General features: G+C 65.3%; 14 protein-coding genes and 1 other RNA gene. 8 read left to right on the top strand and 7 right to left on the bottom strand.

What is annotated here, in order from left to right:
* Positions 1-19: 19 nt before the first annotated feature.
* The 3 genes from ssrS to VWP12_RS05055 all read left to right on the top strand — a co-directional run bounded on the left by ssrS (position 20) and on the right by VWP12_RS05055 (position 1,394).
* Positions 20-204: non-coding RNA, 6S RNA (ssrS, locus tag VWP12_RS05065), on the top strand.
* Between the two features lie 100 nt (positions 205-304).
* Positions 305-904 (top strand): 5-formyltetrahydrofolate cyclo-ligase, encoded by a 600-nt coding sequence (locus VWP12_RS05060; RefSeq protein ID WP_410474873.1) that lies wholly within the window; start codon positions 305-307, stop codon positions 902-904.
* Between the two features lie 28 nt (positions 905-932).
* Positions 933-1,394, top strand: coding sequence for an EVE domain-containing protein (locus tag VWP12_RS05055; RefSeq protein ID WP_125198822.1), 462 nt, complete (start codon positions 933-935; stop codon positions 1,392-1,394).
* 73 nt (positions 1,395-1,467) lie between these two features.
* On the opposite strand, the gene ilvA is transcribed toward VWP12_RS05055, so the two are convergent.
* Positions 1,468-2,991 carry a threonine ammonia-lyase, biosynthetic gene (gene ilvA / locus VWP12_RS05050; RefSeq protein ID WP_410474872.1) on the bottom strand — a complete coding sequence of 508 codons (1,524 nt, stop codon included), beginning with the start codon at positions 2,989-2,991 and terminating at the stop codon, positions 1,468-1,470.
* 166 nt (positions 2,992-3,157) lie between these two features.
* Between ilvA and rpiA the strand changes: the two genes are divergently transcribed.
* The 5 genes from rpiA (at position 3,158) to aroE (ending at position 7,888) form a co-directional block, all read left to right on the top strand.
* On the top strand, positions 3,158-3,823 hold the full coding sequence (gene rpiA / locus VWP12_RS05045; protein WP_410474871.1) for a ribose-5-phosphate isomerase RpiA: 666 nt from the start codon (positions 3,158-3,160) through the stop codon (positions 3,821-3,823).
* Between the two features lie 52 nt (positions 3,824-3,875).
* Positions 3,876-4,355: an ATP-dependent zinc protease gene (locus VWP12_RS05040; protein ID WP_410474870.1), complete on the top strand. Its 480-nt coding sequence runs from the start codon at positions 3,876-3,878 to the stop codon at positions 4,353-4,355.
* 109 nt (positions 4,356-4,464) lie between these two features.
* Complete coding sequence (locus tag VWP12_RS05035) at positions 4,465-6,024, top strand: inactive transglutaminase family protein (protein WP_410474869.1); 1,560 nt, start codon at positions 4,465-4,467, stop codon at positions 6,022-6,024.
* On the top strand, positions 6,024-7,004 hold the full coding sequence (locus VWP12_RS05030) for an alpha-L-glutamate ligase-like protein (RefSeq protein WP_410474868.1): 981 nt from the start codon (positions 6,024-6,026) through the stop codon (positions 7,002-7,004). Before VWP12_RS05035 ends, VWP12_RS05030 begins: the two co-directional genes overlap by 1 nt.
* 11 nt (positions 7,005-7,015) lie before the next feature.
* A complete protein-coding gene (gene aroE / locus VWP12_RS05025; RefSeq protein WP_410474867.1) occupies positions 7,016-7,888 on the top strand; it encodes a shikimate dehydrogenase in 873 nt (290 codons plus the stop codon).
* Between the two features lie 91 nt (positions 7,889-7,979).
* Here aroE and VWP12_RS05020 read toward each other — a convergent pair whose 3' ends face one another.
* From VWP12_RS05020 to VWP12_RS04995, 6 genes are read right to left on the bottom strand one after another with little or no spacing between them, the layout of a single operon-like run.
* A complete protein-coding gene (locus tag VWP12_RS05020; protein ID WP_410474866.1) occupies positions 7,980-8,414 on the bottom strand; it encodes a DUF2802 domain-containing protein in 435 nt (144 codons plus the stop codon).
* A complete protein-coding gene (locus VWP12_RS05015; RefSeq protein WP_410474865.1) occupies positions 8,411-8,917 on the bottom strand; it encodes a chemotaxis protein CheW in 507 nt (168 codons plus the stop codon). Before VWP12_RS05015 ends, VWP12_RS05020 begins: the two co-directional genes overlap by 4 nt.
* A gap of 27 nt (positions 8,918-8,944) precedes the next feature.
* Positions 8,945-9,805: a chemotaxis protein CheW gene (locus tag VWP12_RS05010; RefSeq protein WP_410474864.1), complete on the bottom strand. Its 861-nt coding sequence runs from the start codon at positions 9,803-9,805 to the stop codon at positions 8,945-8,947.
* Positions 9,805-10,641, bottom strand: a complete 837-nt coding sequence (locus tag VWP12_RS05005) for a ParA family protein (RefSeq protein ID WP_125198814.1) — start codon at positions 10,639-10,641, stop codon at positions 9,805-9,807. Before VWP12_RS05005 ends, VWP12_RS05010 begins: the two co-directional genes overlap by 1 nt.
* Positions 10,638-11,714: a protein-glutamate methylesterase/protein-glutamine glutaminase gene (locus VWP12_RS05000; RefSeq protein ID WP_410474863.1), complete on the bottom strand. Its 1,077-nt coding sequence runs from the start codon at positions 11,712-11,714 to the stop codon at positions 10,638-10,640. The genes VWP12_RS05005 and VWP12_RS05000 overlap by 4 nt, the downstream gene beginning before the upstream one ends.
* Before the next feature lie 3 nt (positions 11,715-11,717).
* Entirely contained in the window at positions 11,718-13,856 is a 2,139-nt protein-coding gene (locus VWP12_RS04995) for a chemotaxis protein CheA (RefSeq protein ID WP_410474862.1), read from the bottom strand.
* Positions 13,857-13,865 lie beyond the last annotated feature (9 nt).

The following is a 13,865-nucleotide window of genomic DNA, read 5'->3' as shown; positions in this document are numbered from 1 at the left end:
CCAGCCCTAGCATTGAGTCAGTCTTCTGGGACGTTCGCCAGGTGGCGCTCAATCCCTTGAGCCTTAAATTGCGACACAGGGGGCGACAAAACGGTTCTGTGCGCATGTCCGCTCTGGCGGAAAGCCTGATGAGCCGCGCGGAGCCCCCGACTTGAACCTTCCGGTTCAAGGTCGTAGCGCCGCCAGCGGCGCCCTGGAAGACACCTCACACCGACAGGTCTGCACGAATGCGATTGTGCTGTTCACGCATGGCTCGACGAGCCGGGATGGCATCGAGTTCGTGCAGGCCTTTTTTGCTTGAATCATGTTGAAGCCCGAGAAAGCCGCCCTGAGAAAAGCCCTGCGCTCGCGCCGAAAGGCGCTGGGCGGCTTTGCCCGATTCCAGGCCATCCGTCGACTGGAAGATCGGCTCGAGCGTCTGACCCGTGGGCTTGCCATCACATCGGTGGCCGCCTACTGCGCCTTCGACGGCGAGCCCGAACTCGATGGCTGGCTAAAGCGCCACCGCGGTCAGGTCTGGCTGCCGCGCGTGCTGCCGGACCACCGACTCGCCTTCCATCACGCCGATCCGCAAACCGCCTGCTCGCGCCGGTGCCTGCCGCGCACCAACCGCTTCGGCATCATCGAATCGGCCGATCCGCGCCAACGAGGCATCAACAGCCTCGACGCGCTGCTGATCCCGCTGGTCGGCTTCGATGCCCACGGCAATCGCCTCGGGATGGGCGCGGGCTTCTACGACCGGGCCCTGGCCCAGCGCAGCGGCCGGCGGCCGCTGGCGATCGGCGTCGCCTTCGGCTGCCAGGAGGTCGACTCGTTGCCGGTCGACCCCTGGGACCAACCGCTGGACTACATCGTCACCGACACCGGCCTGATCGATGCCCGCCGACCGCCCGTTTCGGACTGACTACAAATCACGACGCACAGGAGATGCTATGGCCTACTGGCTGATGAAATCCGAGCCCGACGCCTTTTCCATCGACGATCTCAAGCGCGTCGGCACTGAACCCTGGGACGGCATCCGCAACTACCAGGTGCGCAACATGATCCGCGACGAGATGCAGCCGGGCGACCGGGCCTTCTTCTACCATTCGAACACCAAGGTCCCGGGCATCGTCGGCATCATGGAGATCGTCAGCGAAGCGCGGCCGGATCACACCGCCTTCGACCCCGACGAGAAGTACTACGACCCCAAGTCCGACCCGGACAAACCACGTTGGCTCCTGGTTGACGTCAAGTACGTCCGCCACACCAAGCGGGTCATCCCGCTGACCGAGCTCAAGGCCGACCCGGCATTGGAAGAGATGCCGCTGGTGCGCCGCGGCAACCGCCTGTCGATCATGCCGGTCACCAAGGCGCAGTGGGAGCACATCCTCTCGCTAGAGGATCAGGGCTGACACGCCCCGCACCACGGAAACGAAAAAACCGCGCCCAGGCGCGGTTTTTTGTTGCCCTTGCCCTGCTTCGCGTTTACGCCAGGAACAGCGGGTAGACCGGGTTGTCGCTCTCCGCCCAGTAGGGGTAGCGCAGCTGCTCGAGGTAGGTGGTCAACTCGGAGACCTCGGCCTCGGGCACCTGGATGCCCACCAGCACCCGACCGTAGTCGGCACCGTGGTTACGGTAGTGGAACAGGCTAATGTTCCAGCGAGCGCCCAGATGCGAAAGGAATTTCAGCAGGGCTCCGGGGCGCTCGGGAAACTCGAAGCGGAACAGCCGCTCGTCACGGATGTCGCCGGCATGCCCGCCGACCATGTGCCGCCCATGGAGCTTGGCCATCTCGTTGTCGGTCAAATCGATCGCCGGAAGCTCGGCGGACTTGAGCTGCTCGAACACCCGCTGCCGGTCGGCCTGCTCGGCGAGCTTGATACCGACGAAGATATGGGCCCGTTCGGCATCGGCGTAGCGATAGTTGAACTCGGTGATCTGGCGCCGACCCAGCAGCTCGCAGAAGGCGAGAAAGGCGCCCGGGCGTTCAGGGATGGTCACCGCGTACAGGGCCTCGCGGTGCTCGCCGATCTCGGCGCGCTCGGCCACGAATCGCAGCCGGTCGAAATTCATGTTTGCCCCGGAGGCGATCGCCACCAGCGTCTCGTCGGTCAGACCCCGTTCGCGGGCGTAGCGTTTGAGCCCCGCGGTGGCCAGCGCCCCGGCCGCCTCGTTGATGCTGCGGGTGTCATCGAAGATGTCCTTGATCGCCGCGGCCATCTCGTCGGTATCGACGGTGATTACCTCGTCGACCGCCTCGCGCGCCACCTCGAAGGGGTACTCGCCGATCTGGCGCACGGCCACGCCATCGGCGAACAAGCCCACCTGGTCGAGGATCACCCGCTCGTCGGCGGCCATCGCCGCGGCCAGGCAGGCGGCATCCGCCGGCTCGACCCCGATCACGCGGATCTCGGGGCGCAGGGCCTTCACGTAGGCGGCCACCCCGGCGATCAGCCCGCCGCCACCGACCGGCACGAAGATGGCATGAATGGGATCGGGGTGGTGGCGCAGGATCTCGGCCCCCACGGTGCCCTGACCGGCGATGATGTCCGGGTCGTCGTAAGGAGGGATGTAGGTGAGCCCCTCGGATTCGATCAGCGTCTTGGCGTGGGCGAAGGCATCGTCGAAGGCATCGCCAACCAGGACCGCTTCCGCCCCGCGCCGGCGGACGGCATCGACCTTGATCGCCGGGGTGGTCTCGGGCATCACGATCACCGCGCGCAGGCCGAGCGTCTGGGCAGCCAGCGCCACGCCCTGGGCGTGGTTGCCCGCCGAGGCGGCGATCACGCCACCACCGATGCGGTCCTCGCGCCAGAGCTTGTGGATCTTGTGATAGGCGCCACGCAGCTTGAAGGAGAAGACCGGTTGCATGTCCTCGCGCTTGAGGAGCACCCGGTTGCCGATGCGTTCGGAAAGCTGGATGGCCGGCTCGAGTGGCGACTCGATGGCCACGTCATAGACCCGGGCCTTGAGGATCTCCTCGAGATAGTCGCGCAGCAGGGGCGTCAAGTCCGCACCTCGTGATGGATGGTTGGGCGCCGTTTTTGGGGGTTGTTGCCCGCCAAACGGTGGTAGTGATATAGGATAGGAGGTTATCAGAAACCCGGACAAACCTCGGGCCCCACGGCGTCACGCCGCTCTGGTGGGCCCCGATCCCGACTAGAGTGAGACCACAATGAGCAACACGGAACAAGGCAAGAAACTGGCCGCCCAGGCCGCGATCGAATACGTCCCGGCCGGCAGCGTCGTCGGCGTGGGCACCGGCTCGACGGTCAACTACTTCATCGACGAGCTGGCCAAGATCAAGAATCGGATCGAGGGCGCAGTCTCCAGCTCCGAGGCCAGCACCCAGCGCCTGAAGGATCATGGCATCGAGGTATTCGACCTCAACAGCGTCGACTCCGTGCCGGTCTACATCGACGGCGCAGACGAATCCAACGAGAACCTGCAGCTGATCAAGGGTGGCGGCGGCGCCCTGACCCGCGAGAAGATCATCGCGCAATTGGCCGACAAGTTCGTCTGCATTGCCGACGAGACCAAGCTGGTCGACGTCCTGGGCGACTTCCCGCTGCCGGTCGAGGTGATCCCGATGGCGCGCAGCATGATTGCCCGCGAATTGGTCAAGCGCGGCGGCCAGCCGGTCTATCGTGATGGTTTTGTCACCGACAACGGCAACCAGATCCTCGACGTGCACAATCTGCGCATCATGGAACCCGCCAAGCTGGAAGCGGAACTCAACGACCTGCCTGGCGTCGTAACCGTCGGTATTTTCGCGCTGCGTCCGGCCGACGTGCTGATTCTCGGCACCGCCGACGGCGACATTCGCAAGATCGAGGGGTAATTTGATTATGAGGGGAGTTCGAAGCGCACGAACCAGCACATTCAGTGCAGCCATGTTGACCTGCCTGCTGACCGTCCCGACGCTGACCGTGGCTGGGTCCGACGACGAGCACAAGCAGATATACGGCTACATCGAAGATGTGGAGGTGATGGAGCTCGAACGCAACATGCGCGCCAAACTCGATACCGGCGCGACCACCTCATCGATCGATGCCCGCGAGATTGAGAAGTTCGAGAAAGACGACGACGACTGGGTCCGCTTCACCGTGATCGACCGTGACACCGAAGAGAGTCAGGAGCTCGAGGAGCCAATCACGCGAGTCGTCCATATCAAGCGCCACGGGAAGGACTCGCAGGAGCGCTACGTAGTCGAGCTCGATCTCTGCATCGGTGATCGGCGCATCACCGAGGAAGTCAGCCTGACCAATCGCGAAAAGTGGAGCTATCCGCTGCTGATCGGTCGCAATCACCTGGCCGGTCACGTGCTGGTGGACTCCGCGATCAAAGACACCCGTGAGCCGAGCTGCGACTGACCGCGCCGGCCTCCCGTCCAACCGGATGGGAGCTTGCGGTCGAACAACAATCCGATCCCACCTGACAACCTCTTAACCACCCGCCCCCGCCGGAGCCCCACCCGCGATCATGAGACGCATCCACCTATTGTTCGTCGTCCTGCTGCTCACACTGGTCGGCCTGTCGGTCGCCTGGTACAAATACAGCGCACTGGGCTTTCCCCTGACGCCGGACCGCGAGACGGAAACGTGGACAGTCGAGGCACAGATCGCGGTGAACCCGGGCACGGCCCCGGCCTCGGTACGGTTCGCCCTGGCCAGCGACCCGCCGCACTACACGCTCCTCGATGAAGGCTTTGTCTCGCGCGGTTGGGGCCTGACCACCCAATCGAGCGACCGGCAACGCGAAGCGGTCTGGACCAAACGGTCCCCCGAAGGCAATCAGACCCTGTACTACCAGGCGACGGTCTACCGCGATCAGGAGGAAATCCAGCCCTCGCCCTACCCCGGGCCGGCAGCACCGCCAAAGCTCGAGGAGCCGCTCAAGTCGGCCGCCGAGTCGTTCGTCGAGGATATTCGTGCCGATTCGGCGGACATCCAGACCTTCGCCACCCTGCTGGTCAAGGAGGTCAACGCCAGTCGACCGAACGAGAATATCGCCGCGTTCCTCAAGCCCGACGCTAACGAGACCGAACGCACCCGACTGGCCATCCGCCTGTTGGCAATCGCCCGTATCCCGGCACGCATGTCCCATGGCGTGATGCTGACCGACGAGGGACGCAATCTCAGGCCGACCACCTGGCTCGAGGTTCACAACTCGCGGCGCTGGGTACCGATCAACCCGCAAACGGGCGCGGTGGGTTACCCACGCCAATTCCTGGTCTGGTGGCATGGCGATCAACCGGCGCTGACCACCTCGGGGCTCGAGGGCGTGGAGCTGACCTTCGCGACCACGCGCAATCTGCGCGATGCCATGGAGACCGCCCAGCTGCAATCGACGATTGCCGAATCACGACTGATGGACTTCTCCCTGCTCGACCTGCCGATCGATGCGCAGAACACCTACCGCGTGCTCTTGCTGGTGCCCCTGGGGGCGCTGATCATCGTGCTATTGCGCAACCTGATCGGCATTCGCACCTTCGGCACCTTCATGCCCGTACTGATCGCGCTGTCGTTCCGTGAAACGCAACTGGTCGCCGGCGTGGTGCTGTTCACCCTGATCGTCGCTCTTGGCCTGGCGATCCGCTTCTACCTCGAACGCCTCAAGCTGTTGCTGGTACCCCGACTGGCCGCGGTGGTAATCGTCGTGATCCTGTTGATGGCACTGATCAGTATCGTCTCGCATCGCCTGGGGCTGGACATCGGCCTGTCGGTCGGGCTGTTCCCGATGGTTATCCTGGCGATGACCATCGAGCGGGTGTCTATCGTCTGGGAGGAGCACGGTGCCGGTGACGCCCTGGCACAGGCGACCGGGTCGCTGGTCGTCGCGGCAATGGCCTACCTCGTGATGGTCAACGCCTACGTGACCCATCTGTTTTTCGTCTTCCCCGAGCTCCTGTTGGTCGTGCTGGCCTTTACGCTGCTGGTTGGCCGCTACACCGGGTACCGATTGACGGAACTGTTCCGTTTCCGCGCCTTCAAGACATTGGCCCACGCCCGCCGACCCGCCCCTTCCGGGGACGACCGCTGATGGCCATCAACTGGCCAATTACCCCGCGCCGACTCAAGGAGTTGGGGGTGCTGGGCATGAACCAGCGCAACGGCGAGTTCATCGCCGAGATGAACGCGCGCCGTTACTATCCGCTGGTTGATGACAAGCTCCTGACCAAGGAGCTGGCCGAGGAGGCCGGACTCCACGTCCCGGCACTCTACGGGGTGATTAGGACCACCCACGAGATCAAGCACCTGTCCAAGCTTGTGGGCGACCACGATGAGTTCGTGATCAAGCCGGCCAACGGCGCGGGCGGGGACGGCATCCTCGTGATTGATGGCAAACAATCCGACAAGCCGCTGGTCTACCGCAAGAGCTCGGGGCGGGCGGTCAGCATCGACGCGATCGCCCTACACATCTCCAACATCCTGGCCGGCGCCTACAGTCTGGGCGGGCGCCCTGATGTCGCGATGATCGAATACCGGGTCCAGTTCTCCCCCCTGTTCGAGATGATCAGCTTTCAGGGCGTGCCGGACATCCGCACCATCGTTTATCGAGGCTATCCGATCATGGCGATGGTGCGCCTGCCGACCACCCAGTCCGACGGCAAGGCCAACCTCCACCAGGGGGCCATCGGCGCCGGCGTCGACATGGCCGGCGGACAGACACTCGACGGGGTCGCCCACAACCGGCATGTCACCCACCATCCGGACACGCGCGAGCCCATCAGCGGGGTAGATATACCCGGTTGGCAGTCGCTGCTGGAAATGGCAGCCAAATGCAGCGACATGACCGGCCTGGGCTTTCTCGGTGTGGACGTGGTACTCGACCGGGATCTCGGCCCCCTGATCCTGGAGCTGAACGCCCGCCCGGGGCTTTCCATCCAGATTGCAAACGGTGAGGGATTGCGTCACCGTATCGAGCGGGTCGACCGGCACGTCGATCATCTCGCACGCGACGAAACGGCGGCCGAACGAGCCGCCTGGTCGCGCGAGAACCTGGCTCCCATGAATTTGTGACACCGACCTTAATGGCTCCCAACACGCCCCTTTTATACGCCGTTATCGGCAACCCCATCGAGCACTCACGCTCGCCCCTGATCCACCGGGCCTTCGCCCGGCAGTTGGGGGTCGAGCTGGCCTACGAAAAGATCTGGGCACCGATCGACGGCTTCGAGGAAACCGTCACCGCCTTCATCGAAAAAGGCGGCCGGGGCATGAACGTCACCGTGCCGTTCAAGCTGCAGGCCTTCGATCTCGCCGGACGGCATAGCGAGCGTGCCCGGCGCGCGCTGGCGGCCAACACCCTGGTGTTCCCGGCGAATCCTGACGAGCCGATCTACGCCGACAACACCGACGGGGTCGGCCTGGTAAACGACCTGGCCTTCCACGGCGTCAAGGTCGCTGACCGCCGGTTGCTGATTCTGGGTGCCGGGGGTGCGACGCGCGGCGTCCTCGCCCCGTTGCTGCAGGAAGCCCCGCGCGAACTGGTGGTCGCCAACCGCAACCCCGATCGCGCCTACGGCCTGGTCGAGGAATTCAGCGATGCCGCCGGCGACTGCCTGCTCTCCGGTTGCCCGTTGGCCGGTATCGAAGAATCCCGCTTCGACCTGATCATCAACGCCACGCCGGCGAGCCTGAGTGCCCAGCTCCCTCCCCTGCCGGATGCGCTGATCGGTGCGGGCACGGCGGCCTACGACATGGCCTACGGTGCCGAGCCGACCGTCTTCATGGAATGGGCCGAGGAGCGTGGCGCGCAGGCACTGGATGGCTTGGGCATGCTGGTCGAGCAGGCGGCCGAGAGCTTCGCCCTCTGGCACGGCAAGCGCCCGGATACCGCGCCGGTGCGTGAGCAGTTGCGCCAGGAAATCCGGGAAGCCGCCGAGCGCGACGCCGAGGACTGACCGGCATCCGGCTGCAATGAAAAAGGCCCGCCAAATGGCGGGCCTTTTGGGTTTCTGCTGTTTGACGGAGCGATCCGGCAGGTGCTCCGCGTCAGGGCGAGAAGCGCCGATCCTCTTCGGGACGATTGACCCGCATCAGCAGGCGCGCCTCGCTTTCCGACAGGCCGAAGTCCTCGATCAGCTCATCGACACTTACCCGCCCCTGCGAGGCCAATCGCAAGGCGTGTCCGAAGCCGGGCTCATCGTCGTCCGAGGCCACGGCATCGATCCGCGCGTTGAGCTGGGTGATGCGCTCGGCCAGGGTCTCGACACGCTCGTCGATCTGATCGATATGCCGGCCGAAACCGGCCAGCGCCGATTCGAGACCCCGATTCTCGCGCTCGAGGCGCTCCATCTGGGTCTGGAACCACCGTTCGCGCGTGAGCTGGGCACGCTTGAGCCCCCGATACAGGGACAACGTGACCAGCAGGACGAGCAACCCCAGAACCAGGGCGGCGGTAGCAAGCCAGAGAGGCGAGACAATCATGTCGCGGAGATGTCGGAGAGGCTCTTCATGTCGACAAGGATAATCAATTTCTCGTCCTGCGGCACGATGCCGAGGATATGACGGGCACGATCATCGGCGACGGTCATCATGGCCTGATCGACCACCGTCTGCGGCAACGCGATTACCTCGGCGACGCTGTCGACCACCAGACCGACGATCTCACCCGACGCCACCTCGATGACCATGATGCGGCTGTTCTCGTCCCAGGCCTTTTCCTCGAGGCCGAAAAAGGTGCGCGCATCGACCACGGTGACCACGTTGCCGCGCAGGTTGATGATGCCGATGATGGCGTCCGGAGCGCCGGGGATCGGGGTGATCTCGGCGTCGCGCAATACCTCCTGGACGTCGAGCACGTTCAGGGCATAGGTCTCGTCGTCGACCGTGAAATTGACCCAGCGCGACAACGGCCCCTGATCCTGCGCCTCGAGCTCCTCGTCGTATTCCTCCGGGGTCCGGGTCTTTTCCATCGCTTGATTCATCATCTGTTTACCTCTTGGATCGCCGCCACGCTAGCGGGACGCCTTCAGGGCCGCACGTAGGCCGGCCACGTCGAGTACGGCCACGCCCGCCGCCGAGGCCGTGCCAGCAAGCCACGGACGCCGAGCCGTCCGCTGGGCCTCGTTACGCCACTCCACGGACTCGTCGTCCAGTTCGGGCGGCTGCTCGACACGCTCGCCGGCCACCCCCCACAAGCCGCCCTTGCCCAGCAAGAGCACCTCGGTCTCGGCATCGGAACGCCCCCGCATGCCCGTGAGCGCGGCCAGCGACAGGATAAGTCGCGGACGCCCGTCAACGGACAAGGCACCGGCCACCTGTGACGGGGCACCGGGCACCGGTTCGAGGACTGGGCCGGGGTGTCGCGAGTCGATCGCATCGGCGGGGATCGCCATGGTCATGCCGCCGATACGCAACCAACCCCAGCGCGCATCCTCCGCCACCTGACTCGAGTCGCTGAGCTCGGCTTGCATGGCTTCCGACTCCGGCGGTGGCTCGGCCGGAGCAACCGACTCGGGGGCAGTGAACGCCCCCTCCTCGGAAGTTATCTCGGGTGCCCCCGTCTCCGAAGCGTCCATCTCCTCGGACTCGATCGACGAGGTCGAAGCCTCGACGTCCGGGGCCGCAACGGTCGCGGCCGACTCCAATGGGGCGTCGTCACCGGTGGACGCCGCGCCTTCATCGACCGACGGCGCACCAGCGGCCGGCGACTCCGGCACATTGATCACCTTGAGGCCCGGAGACTTGCGCGGCGCACTGCTCTCCGCCGCCTCGTCGGCATCCGGGTCGCGCAGCAACCCATCGAGGTAGGCTGTGATCGCGGCATCCTGGTCGACGATCGATTGCCGGTTGTCGGTCTGTTTCTCGGCGGCCATCAGCGGGTCTCCTGCAGACGGGCACCGCTGGCGCCCAGTTCGGCCGCCGGGGCCATCGCCTGCCCGCCGACATGGGCCTCCAGCCAGTGAAGAAACTGCTTGTACGCCTCGCTGCCGCGGGCGTCGGGTTGAATCATCGGCAAGGGCTTGCCCTGACGACTCGCCTCGCGGAATTGGGTGTCGATCGGGATGACGTCGGTCCAGACATCGTCGTGGTAACGGTCGTGCAGAAGGCGCAGCGTGTCGTGCGAGGCACGGGTGCGACGATCGAACATGGTCGGCAGGATCACGTATTCCAGTCGCTGGCGACGCGAGCGCTGCACCATCGCCAGGGTGCGCAGCATCCGTTCGAGCCCCTTGAGCGCCAGGAACTCGGTCTGCACCGGCACGATCAGGAATTCCGCCAGCGCCAGGGCGTTGACCATGGTCACGCCCAGGATCGGCGGGCAGTCGATCAGGACGTAGTCGTAATCGTCGCGGATGCGGTCAATCGAACGCTTGAGCACCAGCCCCATGCCGTCACGCATGCCCAACTGACGATCCAGCGTGGCCAGCGCCGTCGAGGCCGGCATCAGGCTGATGCCGTCGAACGCCGTGGGGTGCACCACGCGGGCCGGGTCGAGTGGCTGGCCTTCGGCGGCCGACTTGAACAGCGAGTAGACGCTCGCCCCGGGAGCCTCGGGCTCCATGCCGAAGTACACCGTCATCGAGCCGTGCGGGTCGAGATCGACCAGCAAAACCCGCTTGCCTTCGCGGGCGAGGTGACCGGCCAGGCTCACGCTGGTGGTGGTCTTGCCCACCCCGCCCTTCTGATTGGCAACTGCCCAGATCTTCATCGCAACGCCCCTCCGATGGCCGCACCGATCTGCCCCAGCGGCAGAATCGACTCGGCCAGGTTCGCCTTGGCCACGGCCGCCGGCATCCCGTAGATGACACTGGTGGCCTGGTCCTGTGCCCAGACATGACCGCGCGCCGCGGTGACCTGACGGGCCCCTTCGGCGCCGTCGTCACCCATGCCGGTCAGCACCACCGCCAGCAGGTCGTCTCCGGCGACGCGGGCGGCCGATGAGAACGCCAGGCTCACGCTCGGTCGGTAATGTTCATCGGCCACCGGATCACGCAGATTGAGTTTGTAGGCGCCCGGCCGCCCGGCCAGTTCACCGTGCCTGCCGCCGGGAATGACGTAGGCGGTACCCGGACGCAGCATTTCGCCATCGGATGCCTCGACCACGCGAATCGGCATGGAATCGTTCAGACGCTGGGCGAACGGGCCGGTAAAGGCGCCGGGCATGTGCTGGGCAATCACGATCGGCACGGAGAAGTCCGGCGGCAGCTTGCCGAGTACCGCCGGCACCGCCGCCGGCCCACCGGTCGAGGCACCGATCACCACCAGGCCCTGGCGAGAGAGAAAACCGCTCGGTGCGCTCCGCCCACTGCGATGACGCGGTTCGGCGGCAGCTGGGGGCACGTCCTGGCGCGCGCTGGCGGGGGGGGATGCCGATTCCCGCTGCGAGCGCAGGGCCAGCATCCGCACCCGTGAACACAGACGCCGCCCGGAGCGGGCCAGCGTGTCTTCCGGGTCGTCACCGTTCTTGGGGAAGAAGTCGACCGCGCCGGCATCGATCGCATCCAGCGTGGCCTCGGCCCCGGCCTTGGTCAGTGCCGAGAGCATCAGAATCGGGGTCGGGCAGCGTTCGGTGATGCGCCGTACCGCCGAGATGCCATCCATGATCGGCATCTCGACGTCCATGGTGATGATGTCGGGCTTGAGTTCGCAGGCCTTGAGTACGGCCTGGCGCCCGTTGGACGCCTCGCCCACCACCTCGAGCCGCGGGTCACTGGAGAAGACTTCCCGCAGGGCGCGGCGGAAGAACAGTGAGTCGTCGACGATCAGAAGGCGTATCGGCATCGATCAGGCCACCGAACGCAGACGTTGACGACCACGGCCCGTGTTGCGGCGCACCATGCCCGGCAGGTCGAGGATCAGGGCGATGTGCCCGTCGCCGGTGATGGTCGCGCCGGCGAAACCATCGACCACCCGCAGCAGCTCGCCCAGCGGCTTGATCACCACCTCTTCCTGACCGATGACCGAGTCGACCACCAGGGCCATCAGCTGTGCGCCGTGCTGGACCATGACCACCTGGTCGGTCTCGCAGCGCGTGCCGGGTTTCTCGCCACGCAGGGCCAGCCAGTCGGTCATGCGGAACAGCGGCACGGCGCGGTCGCGAACGGTGATGGTCGACTGACCATCGACGACGTTCACTTCCTTGTCGGCCATCTCGAAGATCTCGTTGACCACCGACAGCGGGATGGCGTACTTGCGACCGGAGACGATCACCATCAGGGTCGGCAGGATGGCCAGCGTCAGCGGCACCTTGATGTTGATCTGGGTGCCCTCGCCCTGGACCGAGTCGATGCTGATGGTGCCCGAGAGCTTGGTGATCGCGGTCTTGACCACGTCCATGCCCACGCCGCGGCCGGAGATATCCGAGATCTGATCCTTGGTGGAAAAGCCCGGGTGCAGGATCAGCTCGAAGCATTCCTGGTCGGTGAGGCGCTCGGCGGTGTCGGGGTCGACGATCCCTTTCTCGACGCCCTTGCGACGCAGCACTTCGGCGTCCATCCCGGCACCGTCGTCCTGGATGGACAGGCGAATGTGATCGCCTTCCTGGGCAGCCGACAACAACACGGTCCCAGCCCGGTCCTTGCCGTTGGACTCGCGGGCGTCCGGCATCTCGATGCCGTGGTCGACGGCATTGCGCACCAGGTGGATGAGGGGATCGGCCAACGCCTCGACCAGGTTCTTGTCGAGATCGGTGTCCTCGCCCTCGAGTTCGAGGTTGACCTCCTTGCCCAGGGTGCGCGCGGTGTCGCGCACCACCCGCGGGAAGCGGCCGAAGACCTTCTTGACCGGCTGCATGCGGGTCTTCATCACCGCGCCCTGCAGATCGGAGGTGACCATGTCGAGCGTGGCAATCACCGAGGAGATTTCCTCGTTCTCGAAGGTCGTCTTGAGGGTGTTCATGCGGTTGCGCACCAGCACGAGCTCACCCACCAGATTCATGATGCTGTCGAGTCGCTCGGTGTCCACGCGCACGGTGGTTTCCACCGGTGCCTTGTGCGCCTCGGCTGCCTTGGGGTTCCCCTGGGAATTTCCCTGGGAGTTTCCAGGGGGCGTGGCATCAGGCTTGGCCGGGGCCGCGGGCTTGGCAGCCGACTGGGATGGCTGTTCGGGCTTGGGCTTCGATTCGGGAGCGGCGGCCTCGGCTGGCTTTTCGTCGGCCTGAGTTGCGGCCACCGTCGGCCCCTTGCCCTTGCCGTAGAGCTCGTCGAGCACCGCCTCGAACTCCTCGTCGGTGATCTCGTCGGAATCCGCGGCACCTGCCGCCTTCTCGGCAGCGGCCGGGTTCGCTTCGGGCGCCGGGGCCTGGAACTTGCCCTTGCCGTGCAACTCGTCGAGCAGGCTCTCGAACTCGTCGTCACTGATCAGGTCATCGCCCGAGCCACTGCTGGCCACCGGCGCTTCGGACTCGGCCGCATCCAAGTCGGCCAGCATGCGGTCGAAGGCATCGTCCTCGTCGGCCACGGCCGTCGGCTCGTCGGCCGGGATATCGTCGCTGGTGAGGTCACTCGGGGCTGGAGCGACGGCCGGCGCAGTCGCATCCTGATGCGCCAGTGCCTCGATCTCTTTGAGGAAGGTCTTGGAGACGTCCTCCGGATACTGGCCGCCGCGCAGGGAATCGAACATGTTGTTGAGCACGTCGATTACCTGCAGCATCACGTCCATGATCCGGCTGTTCATGGTGATTTCGTGGTTGCGCAGCAGGTTGAAGATGTCCTCGGCGCGGTGACAGACCTCCACCAGCGGATGCACCTCGAGGAAGCCGGCCCCACCCTTGATGGTGTGGAAGGCGCGGAACACCGAATTGAGCCGGTCCGCGTCATCGGGCGACTGCTCCAGCTCGATCAGCTGCTGATCCAGCCCGTTGAGCAGCTCACCGGCCTCAATCAGGAAGTCCTGCAACAGCTCGTTGTCGGGTTCGAATGCCATGCTTGCCTC

This window comes from Guyparkeria sp. TX1 (assembly GCF_046523965.1).
Lineage (GTDB): Bacteria > Pseudomonadota > Gammaproteobacteria > Halothiobacillales > Halothiobacillaceae > Guyparkeria.
Note: the sequence above shows the minus strand (reverse complement) of the source record. Positions and strands in the feature narration are given on the sequence as shown.